Below are 13,725 nucleotides of genomic sequence, written 5' to 3' on the forward strand. Positions count from 1 at the left end.
ATGATTTTGCATGAAATGATTTCGTATGAAACCCTGCGCCTGATCTGGTGGTTGCTGATAGGCGTGCTGCTGGTGGGCTTTGCCATCACGGACGGCTTCGACCTGGGCACGGGGATCCTGCTGCCGTTCGCCGGCAAGACGGACCTCGAGCGTCGCGTCATCATCAACAGCATCGGTCCCGTGTGGGAAGGCAACCAGGTGTGGCTGATCCTGGGCGGCGGCGCCATCTTTGCCGCCTGGCCGCAGCTGTACGCCGTCTCGTTCTCGGGCTTTTACCTGGCCATGTTCGTCATCCTCGTGGCGCTGATCGTGCGTCCCGTGGCCTTCAAATTCCGCAGCAAGCGCGAAGACCCGCGCTGGCGCGCCCGCTGGGATGCGGCCCTGTTCGTGGGCGGCTTCGTGCCGGCCCTGATCTGCGGCGTGGCCATCGGCAACGTGCTGCAAGGCGTGCCGTTCCGTTTCTCGCCGGACATGCATATCTTCTATGACGGCAGTTTCTTTGCGCTGCTCAACCCGTTCGCCCTGCTGTGCGGCCTCGTCTCGGTGGCCATGCTGGTGATGCACGGCGCCACCTGGCTGCAAGTGAAAACGGACGGCGCCGTGGCGGAACGTTCGCGCCGCTACGGCAGCGTGGCGGCGCTCGCCACCGTGGTGCTGTATGCGGCAGCCGGCGTGGCCCTGTGGCTGTGGGGCGATGGCTACCGCGTCACCAGCGCCGTCGTCGTCGACGGTCCGTCGAACCCGCTGCTGAAAACGGCGCAAGTGCACGCGGGCGCCTGGTTCGCCAATTTTGCCGCCCACCCGTGGACCTGGATCGCCCCTGCGGCCGGCTTGCTGGGCCCCTTGCTGGCGTTCGCCTTGCTGCGCGCGCGCCGCGAAGTGCCCGCCTTGCTGGCCAGCGCGGCCAGTATCGCCGGCATCATCCTCAGCGTGGGCGCGGCCATGTTCCCGTTCATTTTGCCCTCATCGATCGATCCGCGCGCCAGCCTGACGGTGTGGGACTCCTCGTCCAGCCACATGACCCTGTTCATCATGCTGGTCGTCACGGCCGTCTTCATCCCCCTCATCGTGGCGTACACGACGTGGGTGTATAAAGTGCTGTGGGGTAAGGTTGACGGCAAAGCGATTGCCGACGACAGCGGTCACGCCTACTAAGAATTGAAGAAAGGAAATAATTATGTGGTATTTCGCCTGGATACTGGGTCTTCCCCTGGCGGCGACGTTCGCCGTGCTCAATGCGATGTGGTATGAAGTCGCCGATGGCGACACGACGCCCGAGCAGTACCGCGACACGCCGAACTAGTCGCGCCTGAATCTGATCTGCCCCGCCCGCTGCAATGGTTTTGCCATTGCCGCCCGGCGGGGCATTTTTATGGTTTTTCGCGGATTTCAGTAAAGCAAATACGGTAATAGGAATGCCGTGAAAGAGGATAGATTTGTGGTACGCCCAACACGGCATTCGTCGCCGTCCCGGTAGAACTTCACTGCGCCGTGCCGAACACACGGTTTTTTCATTGCGCGCTCCCAGCATTGTCATCGACGCGACGTACGTCCGCAGATCGGGCCGCTTTGCACGCATGAAAATTCGCCAACACTTGCCTTTTCACATTTCATATCATTTACCAATAAATTTGTGTATTTCGTTTTATTTTCGTTGTTTTTATTTATTTTTATTAAATTCACTTTAAATCGGCAAGGTCTGGATGTAAAATAAGTTGCTTCTTATAAAGATGGAGTGACGATTTGGCAAGGAATCTGGCTTCAAATGGTCGTCTGCCATCCATGCGAGAGCAGTGTCATCTCGGTAGCTGAACCAGAGGCAAGTATAGTTAATTCAAGGAAAACATTATGAGTATGCTAAGAGGGCTCAAACTAACGCACCGTTTAGCTGTGCTGATTGTGATCTTTTCGATCGGTTTCATCCTCTATGGCCTATGGTCGTTGAAGACTCTGCAAGAATGGAAAGTGAACGGCCCTGTTTATCAGAAAATAGTGCAAAGCAAGGATCTTATAGCGGACGTGTTGCCACCGCCGGAGTACATACTGGAATCCTATCTGGTCAGTTTTCAGCTGCTGGCCACCGAGGATCGTGCCGAACAGGCGCAGTTAATCGCACGATTTAAAACGCTCAAACGTGATTACGATGAGCGCCATGCATTCTGGAAGGGCGCGACACTGGATGCCGATATCGCCGGGCTGTTGCTGAACAAGGCGCATGCCCCGGCGCATGTCTTCTATACGGTGGCACTGCAACAGTTCATCCCCGCAATAGAGGCGCAGGACAAGGCTGGCGCCTCTGTTGCGATGAAAAAAATGACGATCAGTTACACACAGCATCTGCAGGCCATCAAGCAACTGGTCGAGATGACCACCGAACGCGCCTCGGCGATAGAGGCGGACTCGGGCGCGCGCATCACGGTGGCGAGCGGCTTGCTGCTGGCGATACTGCTGTTCTCGCTGGGCACGGCGATTGCGGTGGCTGTGCTCATCAGCAAAAGTATTACCAGGCCCTTGCAGGACGCCGTGCACGTTGCCCGCATTGTCGCTTCCGGTGACCTGCGCAGCCAGATCGTGACCGACTATCGCGACGAGCCGGGCGAATTGATGAGTGCTCTGAAAAGCATGACGGAGAGCCTGCGGCATACGGTGAGCCGCGTGCGTGGCGGTACTGAAACCATTTCGACTGCCTCGCAGGAAATTGCTGCTGGCAATTTGGATCTCTCGGCCAGAACGGAGGCTCAGGCCGGTGCACTGGCGCAAACGTCGTCGGCGATGCAGCAGTTGACCAGCACTGTGCAGCAGAATGCCGAAAGCGCCCAGCAAGCCAATCAACTGGTATTGTCGGCTTCTGCGGTAGCGGTGCAGGGCGGGCAGGTGGTCGAGCGTGTCGTCGCGACCATGGTCTCCATCAAGGACAGCTCGAACCGTATCGTCGAGATCATTTCCGTGATCGACGGCATTGCGTTTCAGACCAATATTCTGGCCCTGAACGCGGCTGTCGAAGCGGCGCGCGCCGGAGAACTGGGGCGCGGTTTTGCTGTCGTCGCATCGGAGGTGCGCGCCCTGGCGCAACGTTCCGCCAGTGCCGCCAAAGAGATCAAGCAGTTGATTGCCGAGTCGGTCGAAAAAGTCGGGCTTGGCAGCAATCTGGCCGATGAAGCGGGTGGCACGATGAAGCAAATCGTGTCCTCGGTCCAGCAAGTTGCAGGCATCATGGGGGAAATCGCCGTCGCCAGCCACGAACAAAACGATGGGATCAAACAGGTGAATCAGGCCATCAGTCAGATGGATGCGGTGACCCAGCAGAATGCCGCCCTGGTGGAGCAGGCAGCGGCGGCAGCGGCCAGCATGCAGGAGCAGGCCGACAACATGATGCAGGACATGCGCGTGTTCAAATTGCTGGCGTGACCTTGGTGACCGGTCGGTCGGTCGAGACCGACATGGAACTCAGGCCGGTGTTTTGGGCGCAGGTTTTGGCACGGCAATGGCGATCGGGTCACTGGCCGGAAAACTTTCCTTCAGCGCTTCATCGAGGATTTCCTCGGCGTGGCTTTCGCCGGCCGGCGTGGGCGAATCGCGCTCCTGAGGCGGGGCGGGTGTGGTGGCGGCATTGGTGCTCGAATGCATGGTGACTCCCTCGCGGTGGTGCGCCAGGTCGCCGGTAGGCGATGGCGCGGACTGATGTTTCCAGCCTAGCACATCGCGCAAAAACAGCGCGCCCGCTGCGCCTGCCGCAAGGGCGGAGGGCGGCGTCTGCTACACTGCGCTCCACTTTTTATCGATGGAACCGCCATGACTTCCCTATCCCTGCCGTACCGTGCCACCGCCCTTGACGCCTGCGCCTGGCTGGCGCAACAGACGGGCACGCCGTGGACCCTGGCGCGTTTGCTGGAGCAGGGGGGCTTGCCGTACGTCTGGCTCGATTACAGCGAGGCATGGAGCGAGCTGTTCCATGACGGCGTGACGCGCTATGCGGCGCCCGTCGTGTTCATTGAGGACAAGCAGCACCTGGCCTCGGGCGCCGGCGACGTATGGCTGCGTTTTACGCGCGACTCCAGCAATATTTCTATCGAACTCAAGGCGCCCGGCTTGCGCGTGCCGCTCGATGGCTTGCACTTCCAGGAGCGCGATCTGTTGCGTTTACTCAAGGAGCTGCAGCATCCGCAGCCGGCCGAGGAAACGGCGGAGAAGGCGCCCGTGGTCTTGCCCAGCGCCTTGAAGGGCCTGGGGCGCGAGCAGATTTTGATTGCCTTTGCCGGCGTGGGCAAGGTCGACCTGGACAAGGGCATGGCCGGCGGCGTGGGCATCTTTGGCGACGATGGCGCGCGCGTGCGCAAGAATTCGCGCGGCGGCAAGAACAGCCATTTGTGGCATCCGGTGACCCTGGCGTTCGGCTTGCACGATGTGCACCGCGTGCCGATGGCGCACCTGAAAAAGGCGTTCGCCACGCAGCCCTTGCTGCGCGAATGGAAGGCGGACTGGCTCGAATCGCTGCGCCTGCTGGGCGAGTAACCTTATAACTCGATGGGCGCGACGTCCGTGCCGATATCGGGCGCCGCGTAATGCATGCTGAAATACACGAAAGCGCCGATATTGATGGCGACCGTGATCCAGAACAGCACGCGGAATGAGCGCTTGCTGGACTTGTGGCGCAGCCATTGCTGGGCCAGCACGGCGCCTGGCCAGCCGCACAGCAGTCCCAGCAGCAGCAAGGTGCGCTCCGAGGTGCGCCAGCGTCCCCCTTTGGCGGCCGACTTGTCGATCGCATAGGCCACGAAACAGCCGAGGCTCAACACGCCATACGCAAGGGCGACCAGGGCGGAAATATGGAAAAAGAAGGTGGCCAGCAAATACAGAACGACAAAGAAGGCGATGACAAGGTAGGGCATAGGATGTGGTGGCTTGAGCGGAGGGCGTGAGTATCCCACACCGGAAGCGATGCCGCCGCCTAAAATAAACAGCCTTGCGCCGTATCGACCTGCACGGCGCGGCGGCGCGCGTGGCCCGTCTTCAGTGCTTCGCGGTCGCTCGACAGGGCGATGCCTTCCATTGCCAACAAGGTTTCCTTGGCATGCAAGCCGCCCGCAAAGCCCGTCAACTCGCCCGTGGCGCCGACGACCCGGTGGCAGGGGGCGATGATGGAAATGGGATTCTTGCCGTTGGCGGCGCCCACGGCGCGCACGGCGGCGGGGCGGCCGATCTGGCGCGCGATCTCGCCATAGCTGCGCGTCTGGCCATACGGTATCGTCAGCAGCGCGCGCCAGACTTCCTGCTGAAATGGCGTGCCGGCAAAATCGAGCGGCACGTCAAAGCATTGCAGCGTGCCGGCAAAATAGGCGCGCAGCTGGCGCGCCGTTTCCTGCAGCACGGCACAGCTGTCATCGACGCGCATCGCGCCCAGGCGCACGCGGTTCGGCTTGTCGTTTTCCCACAGGATGGCGGCCAGGGCTTCCCCGCGCGCCACCAGGGTCAGCTCGCCCACGGGCGAGGGCACCACGATGCAGTCGTATTCCATGCTGGTTCCTTGATCAGATGGCGCCAGTGTAGCAGGCTGGCGGCAGCCTGCGTATTGCGTGTAGGATAGTGTTTTATCGACATGGAGCACCGGCTTTGACGACGATCCCCACCTACGACGCCATCCGCGCGATTGCCCAGCGGCTGGTGCACGAGCGCTATCCCACGGCTGTGGCGGCCATCATCGGCGGCTCGTTCGCCACGGGCCGGCAAACGCCCAGTTCCGATATCGACTTGCTGCTGCTGTTCGACCACGTCGATTGGGCCTGGCGGGACACGATCGTGGCCGAGGGGCGCACGGTGGAACTGTTCGCGCACGACGTGGCCACGTTCACGTATTTTTGCAAGGAAATGGATGCGCCCGGCGGCACGGTGCCGCTGGCGATGATGGTGGTGGAAGGGGAAAACATCGTCGCCGCCGGCGATGCCTACGCGCAGCTGCACGCGCTGGCGCACGCCTTCGTCACGGCCGGGCCGCCCGCGCTCGACGCGGAAAACCTGCAGCGCCGCCGCTACGCCATCACCACCGCGCTGGAAGACCTGGTCGACAGCATGCACCCGGGCGAGGCGCTGGCCGTCGCTTGCCAGCTGTATGAAGCGCTGGCCGACCTGCACTTGCGCGCGGCGGGGCAATGGAGCGGCGGCGGCAAGCATTTGTTCCGCCGCCTGCAGGCCTTCGATCCCGCCATCGCCGGACAGCTCGACGGCGCGCTGCGCCTGGCGAGCGGCGACTTGCCGGCCGGCCAGCGCGCGTTCAGGCAAGTCGTCGCCGCCGTGCTGGCGCCCGTGGGCGGTCCCTTGCTCGACGGCTTTACCCTGCCGGCACCCGCGCACTGGCGCGCTTAAAACATCGTGCGCAAGCTCAGGCTGATGTTGCGCGGTTCGCCCCAGAAGACGCCGTCGAAGAAGCCGACGTTGCGGTAGTACTTTTTATCGAGCAAGTTATTCACGTTCAACTGCACGCTGGCGTGGCGGTTGAGCGCATAGCTGGCCATGGCGTTGACCAGCGCATAGCCCGCTTGCGGAATGTCGGTGATGGTTCCCGACGGCGGGCGGCCGTACCATGATTCGCTGTAGGTGGCGCTTTGCGCCGTCATGCTGGCGCCCGCCCTCAAACCGGCCAGGCGGCCATCGAAACGGTAGCTGGTGGCCAGGCGCAGCAAATGGCGCGGCTGCGTGGTGGCGGCGCGGCGGCCATCGGCCTCGGCCGCGTGCAGATAGGTATAGCCGCCGCTCGCTTCCCAGGCGGGAGTCAACTGGCCGGAGACGTCGAACTCGACGCCCTTGGCCGTCACCCCGGCGCCATTGGCCACCATTGCCTGGCCGCCGTCGGGCAGCAAGAAGCCGGACGGCACGCCGCGGTCCAGCTCGGCCATGTTCTTTTTCTTCGTATGGAACACGGCGGCCGACGCATTCAGCTTGCCTTCATAAAATTCGCCCTTGATACCCAGTTCCGCATTGTCTCCCGTTTCCGGCGCCAGGAACTGGTTGTTGCGGTCCTTGCTCGATTGCGGGTTGAACAGCTGCGTGAAGCTGGCGTAGGCCGAATACTGCTTATTGATATCGAACACGGCGCCCACATACGGCGTGACTTCATTGCGCGTTTCCACGAAGTCGCCGCTGCCCGTGTACGCGCCGCGCGTATCGTAGCTGCGCGTATCGGTGCGGTAAGTGCTGCTGCGCGCGCCGATGATCAGGTGCAGCGGGTCGGCCAGGCTCAATCGCGTGGCCACATAGCCGCCTGCCAGGCGCGTCACCGTTTCCGTGTGCGAGCCGTCCGGGTGGAAGACGGGACGGGGGATGTTGCCCGTCCAGCTGCGGTAATCGGGGACGAAGTTCGGGTAATTGATTTCCGCCTCGCCGCCCAGCGAGCGGGCGCGCTGGTTGCCGCCGTTCCAGCCGACGATGGCCGTGTGCTTGCGCTCCAGCAAGGTAAACGGGCCGCTGGCGTACAGGTCGAAGTTGTCGTTGGTGGTTTTGCCCGGGCCATAGGCGCCCGTCCACAGGAGCATGCCTGCGCCCGTGGCCGGATCCGGATGGCCGCCGCCCGCGTAGGCGACAGTGGTGCGGTTCGTGCTTTCCGTGCGCGCATAACCGAGGTGCAGATTCCAGTTGCCGGGCAGGCGCTGGTCCAGCGACGTGAAGATGGTGTGCTGCTTGTTGGCCCAGGTGCTCCAGGGCGTCGTGAGGCTGGTGTTGCGTGGCAACTTGGCCAGGCTGCCGTCCGCATTCCAGTACGGCACGGCGCCCCAGGTCGCGCCCGTGGGCTGGTTGTCCTGGAAGTCGATGCCGGCCGTCAGCAGGCTGCCGGGACGCAAGTCCGCCTCAAGGATGAGCATGCCCACCGTTTTGCGCTCGTGATACATGTCCAGGTAGGAATCGCGCTCTTGCCACGTCAGGGCCGTGCGCGCGCGCACGCTGCCCTTCGCGTTCAGGGGCGTGGACAGGTCGGCCTCGATCCTCTGGTCATCCCAGCGGCTCATGATGAGGCCGGCGCTGGCCTGGAAGTCCTTCGTCGGCCGCTTGCGTATCATATTGATGGTGGCGGACGGGTCGCCCGTGCCGCCCATCAGGCCCGTGGCGCCGCGCACGACCTCGATGCGGTCATACAAAATCGTGTCTTGCAGCGGCGCATTGCCGCCGCGCGCCATGCCGTCGATCTGGAAATTGTTGATACCGAAGCCGCGTGCATAAAAACGCGTGCGCTCCGTATCGTTCTGCCCCACCTGGATACCCGTCGTCTGCGCCAGCGCCTGGTCCAGCCGCACGGCGCCCAGGTCGTCGAGCAACTGGCGCGTGATGACGCTGACCGATTGCGGCGTCTCGCGCAGCGACAGGTCCATGCGCGTGGCACTGCGCGCTTCGCCGGCCGTGTACGACTGCGTGCCTTCCGTCGTCGCGGTCGACTGGCCCAGCACGGTGACGGCGGGCATGGTCACGTCGGCCGCTGCGGCGCTGGCGTCGGCGGCCTGTGCCGGCAGGGCCACGCCGGCGGCAAGACTGAGGAGGCTGATGCGTAATAAACGGGGGAGGGGGCGCAAGGCGGGCTGGCGCGAAAATGAGAAGGCTGTCGTTGATTGCATTGTTTTCCTGGATATTTTTAGTCGTGAGTATTCCTATCTCGTCTGGCGAGCTGCGCAGTAGCTGGGGGATGGCGTAACGCTGGCCCGGGGTCTGGCTTGGATAGCAGTTCCACCGCAAGGCCCGGCGCGGACGGGCAGTGGAAAAGAAAGGCGCGCGATCCCTGTCACTTTTTGTGAATAGGAATCATTATCAATATAGGGGATATTTGCTAAATAATCAAGCGTGTGCACCAAAGGAGTGCAGGCAGGCCAAGGGCGGCGCATGGGCTGGCCTTCTGCGATAATGCAGGCGCTGACAAAATATTTTCCACATTGAAAGAAATGCATGCGTACATGGATCGCTTGTGCCGGATGGTTGTGTCTCGTGTCGCTGGGCCAGGCCCAGGAGCACGCGCCGCCGCCGGCTGTTCCCGCGCCGCTGCACAGCGCCAGCGTGCCGCCCGCCGCCGATGCCGCGCCGGCCAGTGCCGCGGCATCGGCGCCAGAGGTGCCGGCGCCAGCAGACCAGGGCTTGCCGGCGCAAACGGTGACAATCACGGCCACCAGCGATGCCAAGGCGCCGCACGTGCGGTTCACGGCATACCGTGAAAGTTATCTGACGGCCAGGAAAGTGTGGCAAGTGTCGAGCGGCAGCGTGGTCATGGCCCTGCGCCTGATTCCTGCCAAGCTGAGCGCCACCATCGACGATGTGCGCGTGGCCTTGCAAGGCAATGGCGCCCCCATGCCGATCAAGGTGTCTGCCGGCGGCGTGTTTGTCGTGCCGCTCAACGATGATATCGCCGCGCAGGACGGCACGTTTTTGGTGAACAAGGGCAGGGGCGAGCTGACGGCCAATATCGTGCTGCAGCCGTCCGTGGCGCGCGATGCGTGGAACGTCACGCGCGTGGGGCAGGTCTTGCACGACGCCCGGCGCGCCGTGCGGGCCATCACGCCGTGGTACAAGCGGCCGTTCGCCAGCGACGTGCAATCGCTGGCATTTTGCGCGGCCGAGCGGGGCAGCGCCTTGCAATTGATGGATGGAGAACAGCTGATCGCGACCCTGCCCATGAACGAGCCGGCCGTCAACGACATCAACCAGCCCGTGTTTTGCAAGATTTTTGACGGCGAAGACAAATACCCGGGACACTACCGCGTGGTCATGCCCGAGCAGGCGACGGTGCTGCTGCTGTAGAAGCTAGTTAGGCTGGCGCTGCACCAGTTCCAGCGCCGCCGCCAGGGCCAGGTCCATGGTGGCCTGGTGGAAGATCAGCCATTGCGGCAACAGCGACAGCGCATGGCGGCCCTGTTCCAGGTCGCCTTCATCGACGGCGGCCCAGGCATGGTGCAAGCCGCTGAGTACGCGCGCATGCTGTTCGCGGTGATTCGCCAGCGAGGGAAAACCGATTTGTTCCATCAAATCCTCTTCCTCGCGGAAATCGCGTTCGACGGCCGCGATCAGCTCGCGAAACGCCACGCTGAAATGCTGGTCGCTCAACTGCCCCAGCCGCGCCAGCTCCTGAAACAGCGCCTCATGCGCCTCGTCGATGGCGGGAATGCCCAGCGCCATGTCCTCTTTCCAATGCGATTTACCCATGCCGATGCTCCCGGTGAAGTCCGTCGCGGTGCGAAGCGGACTGTTCCAGTGTGGACGCAGCGAAGGGCGAAATCCATGACCTGGATCAAAAATATGCTGAAGAGGGGATCAGGAGAGCCGCCGGCGAAGAGAACAAATCCCCACCCGCAACAAAGCGGTGTTTAACGATGCGCCGGGTTACCGAGCGCCGCTGAAAAACGCCGCTGGCAAGGCGTCTTTGATGCAGACAGTACGCCAGTACGGCAAGTCAAAGCAACGCAGCCAGCGGCGCGCTTGTTCAACTGCCCTCAGCCGCGCGTCTTATTGCTTGGGCCAGCGGGCCCACAGAGCCTGCGCATCGACATTCGGCACCTGCAACTGCTGCCCGGCCGACGTCTGCATCGCATCCCTCAGCACAAGCGGTACGAGCATCAGGGCCGACAGGGCAAGGCAGAGCAGCACTTTGAGCGTCAACATGGTCGTCTCCCGGTGTCCCGGCGGCGGCGCGGGGATGCGGCGCCTGCCGGTCACTTCCTATGTACTACCATGCTTGCAGTTTAGTTCATCTGATTGAAACTTCAACTAGTTGCTGTGACGCACTGCACCAGTTACGCCCTTTATTTGGCCTTGCGGCTGCGCCGCGGCTTGCCTGCGGCGGGCAGGAAGGAGTCGAACCACACTTGCGTCAATTGCCGCGTATTTTTCGCCGCTTCGCGCTTGACGGCGGCCGTGGCGTGGCCGCGCGCCGTGTTGGCGACGCGGTTGGCGGCGCTCAGGTACATGCTCATCCAGGGGTTTTTCATGGCTAGCCTCGCAAACAACGGGTGGGGCGGCGCGGATATGCCACCATGCCGCTACTGTAGTCCGATGGCCGGCGCTGACTGTGCGGCGGACCACATTGCCGGACGGTGAGGGATGGCAGGCTGATGCAGATCAATACACGTCGCGGCGGTAGCGTCCGGCCGCCAGCAGGGCGTCAAGACCCTCCTGTCCCAGCACCTCTTGCAGTACAGCATCGATTCCTGCCGCCATGCCTTGCAGGCTGCCGCATACGTAGACGATGGCGCCTTGCGCCAGCCACTGGCGCAGCTCGCCGCTGCTGGCGCGCAAGCGGTCCTGCACGTATTCGCGCTGGCCTGGTCCGCCATCGCGCGAAAAGACCTTGTCCAGGCGCGCCAGGTGGCCAGCGTCCAGCCAGCCTTGCAACTCAGCGCCGCAGATGCTGTCAACAGCTTGCTGGCGCTCGCCGAACAGCAGCCAGTTGCGGGCCAGTCCCGCCCGGTAGCGCGCGCGCAGGTGCGCCCGCAGGCCTGCCAGGCCGGAACCATTGCCGATATAAATGCAGGGTACGTCGACCAGGGCGGGCGCGAAGGCTGGATTGGCTTGCAGGCGCAAACGGATGCCGGCGCCCAGCGGGGCGAAGCGCGTGAGCCAGCCGGAACAGAGGCCGTACCCGGCGTTCTTCTCGCCTGCATGGCGTTCCTGGCGCACCAGTAATTGCAGTTCGCCATCGGACGGCAGCGACGCGAGCGAATAGCTGCGCGGCGCATGCTGGGCACTCTGCGCGTCGCCTTCGCTGCCATCCGCGTTGCAGGCGATGATGTCCGCCAGCGCGCCCGCTTCCCAGGCAGCATCGGCGGGGCCTATCAAAGTGATTTCATGCAGTTCGCCACCGAGGCTGCCCGGGTTCAGCAGCACGCGGCGCGCCAAACGCCATTCGGCGTACGACGCTTCTTCCTGCACGCCGATGGCATCGATGGCGCTGCCGCTGCAACGGGCCAGTGCCGTGGACCAGGCGGCCAAGGCGGCGGGGTCGTGCTTGTCCACCTCGATCAGCGGGAAGATAGGCGTGGCGCCCAGCGCGCGCAATTGCCGTTCCAGCGCATGGCCGAAGCCGCAGAAAGCGCCGTAATGGCGGTCGCCCAGGGCGAGCATGCCGAATGCCAGGCCGGCCAGCGGCGCGCCTGATGTGTGCTGCAACAGGCGCGCGAAGCGGCGTGTGCCGTCCGGCGCCTCGCCTTCGCCAAAGGTGCTGGCGACGATCAGGGCCCGTTCATACTGGCGCAATTGCGCGGGATCGAAATGGTCCAGCGACTGCACGTCGACGGCCACGCCCGCCTGCTGCAAGGCGCGCGCGCTTTCCAGGGCCAGGCGCTCGGCCTGTCCCGACTGGCTGGCGTAGGCCACCAGGGTCGGTAAACCTGTGTCCGGCTTGCCCGGATTGCCAGCCAGCAGAGCGCGCTGCGCCTGTACAGCTCGCTTGGACTTGCGGCGGCCCAGGTACAGCATCCAGCCCGTGATGGCGAACAGGGGCAGGCCCAGGCTGGCCAGGGTGACGATGATGCGGCCCGGCAAGCCGAAATACGTGCCCATGTGCAGCGGATAAATGATGTTGACGAGGCGTGCCCCCAGCGCCTGCTGGCTGTACGGTGCGTTTTCCGTGACGGTGCCATCAGCCGGCGCAATGCTCATGCGGCTGCGCGCCCGTTCGTGCGGCGCATCGCTGGCCAGCCACGTGAATTGCACGGCTTCGCCGGGGCGCGTGGGCAGGCGCACCGTGGCCAGGGTCCAGCCGGGGGCGTGCTGCTGGAAGCTGTGCCAGGCCAGGCTGATGTCGGCGGTGGACGCCGGCTCCTTCGGCGCGCCTTTCTTGCCGGGCGCCTGCGCCGTCCGGGGCGGCTTGCCGGCCCAGGCATCGATATTGTCGCGCACCACGTCATAGCTCCAGTAAATGCCCGTCAGGGTCAGCGCCACATAGACCACCAGGCACCAGGTGCCGGCCACGGCGTGCAGATTCCACAAAAAGGAGCGGCCTTTTAATGCAGGGTCGAAGGTCAGCCACGTGCGCCAGTCCAGCGGGCGGCGGGGCCAGCGCAGGTACAGGCCGGACAGTGCCAGCCCCAGCAGGCACAGGGCCAACGCGCCCGCCACTTGGCGGCCCGGATCGCGGGGCAGCAGCAGCCAGCGGTGCAGCGATTCCGTCCACTCGAAAAAGCCCGCGCCCGTCAGCGCCGGCTGGGTTGCGCCCGTGTAGGGATGGCTATAAATGGACTCGCCGCGCCGTTGGCCGTTCTTCGGCGCGAAAAACAGCCGGGGCGCCGCGCCCGCTTCGGCGTACATGGTGATCGAGGCGACGCGCTGGCCGTGTTCGGCTGCGGCAATGCTGGCGAGCTGGGCCGGCGTCAGCGGCGCGCGCGTTTCCACGGGTACATGGCGCACGCCGGGGTTCATGACATCGAGCAGTTCATCCTTGAAGGCCAGGGTGGCGCCGCTCAGTCCGATGATCACCAGCACCGTGCCGGCCGTGATGCCGATGAACCAGTGCAATTGAAACCACAGCTGCTTCCCGTTCCAGTGCCAGCGCCGATGTTGCGGAACGGCAAGCTGACGAGTCTGCGTCGCATCGTCGGCGCCGGCGCGCGGCAGGGGGTGTGGAAGGGAGGAGGTCGTCATGAAGCGGCTTTCGATAGCGCCGCCATGCGGGGCGTCAGGCATGGCGGGGAAAAAGGAAGATTGACATAATAACGCAAACGAGAATCATTCGCAAATGATGACTCCCTGTTTTCGCGGGGCGGT

14 protein-coding genes are annotated in these 13,725 nt (G+C 63.7%); 6 read left to right on the forward strand and 8 right to left on the reverse strand.

Annotation, left to right across the window (positions count from 1 at the left end; genetic code table 11):
• From cydB to CBW66_RS29720, 3 genes are all read left to right on the forward strand, one after another.
• Positions 1-1,155, forward strand: coding sequence for a cytochrome d ubiquinol oxidase subunit II (gene cydB / locus CBW66_RS21975; RefSeq protein ID WP_086139868.1), 1,155 nt, complete (start codon positions 1-3; stop codon positions 1,153-1,155).
• Positions 1,156-1,177: 22 nt separating this feature from the next.
• Positions 1,178-1,303, forward strand: coding sequence for a cytochrome bd-I oxidase subunit CydX (cydX, locus tag CBW66_RS21980; RefSeq protein ID WP_070222085.1), 126 nt, complete (start codon positions 1,178-1,180; stop codon positions 1,301-1,303).
• Between the two features lie 545 nt (positions 1,304-1,848).
• Positions 1,849-3,408 carry a methyl-accepting chemotaxis protein gene (locus CBW66_RS29720; RefSeq protein ID WP_276206273.1) on the forward strand — a complete coding sequence of 520 codons (1,560 nt, stop codon included), beginning with the start codon at positions 1,849-1,851 and terminating at the stop codon, positions 3,406-3,408.
• Positions 3,409-3,447: 39 nt separating this feature from the next.
• Here the strand turns inward: CBW66_RS29720 and CBW66_RS21990 are convergent, their stop codons facing one another.
• Positions 3,448-3,627, reverse strand: coding sequence for a hypothetical protein (locus CBW66_RS21990; protein ID WP_086139869.1), 180 nt, complete (start codon positions 3,625-3,627; stop codon positions 3,448-3,450).
• A gap of 165 nt (positions 3,628-3,792) precedes the next feature.
• Between CBW66_RS21990 and CBW66_RS21995 the strand changes: the two genes are divergently transcribed.
• Entirely contained in the window at positions 3,793-4,512 is a 720-nt protein-coding gene (locus tag CBW66_RS21995; RefSeq protein WP_086139870.1) for a hypothetical protein, read from the forward strand.
• A 2-nt stretch (positions 4,513-4,514) separates the two neighbouring features.
• Here CBW66_RS21995 and CBW66_RS22000 read toward each other — a convergent pair whose 3' ends face one another.
• Positions 4,515-4,889 carry a DUF1294 domain-containing protein gene (locus CBW66_RS22000; RefSeq protein WP_086139871.1) on the reverse strand — a complete coding sequence of 125 codons (375 nt, stop codon included), beginning with the start codon at positions 4,887-4,889 and terminating at the stop codon, positions 4,515-4,517.
• Between the two features lie 59 nt (positions 4,890-4,948).
• Positions 4,949-5,515 carry a methylated-DNA--[protein]-cysteine S-methyltransferase gene (locus CBW66_RS22005; protein ID WP_086139872.1) on the reverse strand — a complete coding sequence of 189 codons (567 nt, stop codon included), beginning with the start codon at positions 5,513-5,515 and terminating at the stop codon, positions 4,949-4,951.
• A gap of 95 nt (positions 5,516-5,610) precedes the next feature.
• Between CBW66_RS22005 and CBW66_RS22010 the strand changes: the two genes are divergently transcribed.
• Positions 5,611-6,360, forward strand: a complete 750-nt coding sequence (locus CBW66_RS22010) for a nucleotidyltransferase domain-containing protein (protein WP_139841739.1) — start codon at positions 5,611-5,613, stop codon at positions 6,358-6,360.
• Here the strand turns inward: CBW66_RS22010 and CBW66_RS22015 are convergent.
• Positions 6,357-8,597, reverse strand: a complete 2,241-nt coding sequence (locus CBW66_RS22015) for a TonB-dependent siderophore receptor (RefSeq protein WP_086139874.1) — start codon at positions 8,595-8,597, stop codon at positions 6,357-6,359. The two genes, CBW66_RS22010 and CBW66_RS22015, sit on opposite strands and share 4 nt — an antisense overlap.
• Positions 8,598-8,922: 325 nt before the next feature.
• Between CBW66_RS22015 and CBW66_RS22020 the strand changes: the two genes are divergently transcribed.
• Positions 8,923-9,768 carry a hypothetical protein gene (locus tag CBW66_RS22020; RefSeq protein WP_139841740.1) on the forward strand — a complete coding sequence of 282 codons (846 nt, stop codon included), beginning with the start codon at positions 8,923-8,925 and terminating at the stop codon, positions 9,766-9,768.
• A gap of 3 nt (positions 9,769-9,771) precedes the next feature.
• On the opposite strand, the gene CBW66_RS22025 is transcribed toward CBW66_RS22020, so the two are convergent.
• From CBW66_RS22025 to CBW66_RS22035, 4 genes are all read right to left on the reverse strand, one after another.
• Positions 9,772-10,170, reverse strand: a complete 399-nt coding sequence (locus tag CBW66_RS22025; RefSeq protein WP_086139876.1) for a bacteriohemerythrin — start codon at positions 10,168-10,170, stop codon at positions 9,772-9,774.
• 300 nt (positions 10,171-10,470) lie between these two features.
• Complete coding sequence (locus CBW66_RS29065) at positions 10,471-10,626, reverse strand: hypothetical protein (protein WP_170933007.1); 156 nt, start codon at positions 10,624-10,626, stop codon at positions 10,471-10,473.
• 140 nt (positions 10,627-10,766) lie between these two features.
• A complete protein-coding gene (locus CBW66_RS28695) occupies positions 10,767-10,952 on the reverse strand; it encodes a hypothetical protein (protein ID WP_099408630.1) in 186 nt (61 codons plus the stop codon).
• A gap of 130 nt (positions 10,953-11,082) precedes the next feature.
• On the reverse strand, positions 11,083-13,602 hold the full coding sequence (locus CBW66_RS22035; protein ID WP_086139913.1) for a sulfite reductase flavoprotein subunit alpha: 2,520 nt from the start codon (positions 13,600-13,602) through the stop codon (positions 11,083-11,085).
• Between the last annotated feature and the right edge of the window lie 123 nt (positions 13,603-13,725).

Source organism: Janthinobacterium sp. GW456P, from assembly GCF_002127655.1.
In the GTDB taxonomy this organism is placed as follows: Bacteria; Pseudomonadota; Gammaproteobacteria; order Burkholderiales; family Burkholderiaceae_D; genus Janthinobacterium.

Bases quoted from the DNA above. Each gene is read 5' to 3' on its own strand.
- cydB (WP_086139868.1), top strand. From the start codon at position 1: ATGATTTTGCATGAAATGATTTCGTATGAAACCCTGCGCCTGATCTGG.
- cydX (WP_070222085.1), top strand. From the start codon at position 1,178: ATGTGGTATTTCGCCTGGATACTGGGTCTTCCCCTGGCGGCGACGTTC.
- CBW66_RS29720 (WP_276206273.1), top strand. From the start codon at position 1,849: ATGAGTATGCTAAGAGGGCTCAAACTAACGCACCGTTTAGCTGTGCTG.
- CBW66_RS21990 (WP_086139869.1), bottom strand. From the start codon at position 3,627: ATGCATTCGAGCACCAATGCCGCCACCACACCCGCCCCGCCTCAGGAG.
- CBW66_RS21995 (WP_086139870.1), top strand. From the start codon at position 3,793: ATGACTTCCCTATCCCTGCCGTACCGTGCCACCGCCCTTGACGCCTGC.
- CBW66_RS22000 (WP_086139871.1), bottom strand. From the start codon at position 4,889: ATGCCCTACCTTGTCATCGCCTTCTTTGTCGTTCTGTATTTGCTGGCC.
- CBW66_RS22005 (WP_086139872.1), bottom strand. From the start codon at position 5,515: ATGGAATACGACTGCATCGTGGTGCCCTCGCCCGTGGGCGAGCTGACC.
- CBW66_RS22015 (WP_086139874.1), bottom strand. From the start codon at position 8,597: ATGCAATCAACGACAGCCTTCTCATTTTCGCGCCAGCCCGCCTTGCGC.
- CBW66_RS22020 (WP_139841740.1), top strand. From the start codon at position 8,923: ATGCGTACATGGATCGCTTGTGCCGGATGGTTGTGTCTCGTGTCGCTG.
- CBW66_RS22025 (WP_086139876.1), bottom strand. From the start codon at position 10,170: ATGGGTAAATCGCATTGGAAAGAGGACATGGCGCTGGGCATTCCCGCC.
- CBW66_RS29065 (WP_170933007.1), bottom strand. From the start codon at position 10,626: ATGTTGACGCTCAAAGTGCTGCTCTGCCTTGCCCTGTCGGCCCTGATG.
- CBW66_RS28695 (WP_099408630.1), bottom strand. From the start codon at position 10,952: ATGAAAAACCCCTGGATGAGCATGTACCTGAGCGCCGCCAACCGCGTC.
- CBW66_RS22035 (WP_086139913.1), bottom strand. From the start codon at position 13,602: ATGACGACCTCCTCCCTTCCACACCCCCTGCCGCGCGCCGGCGCCGAC.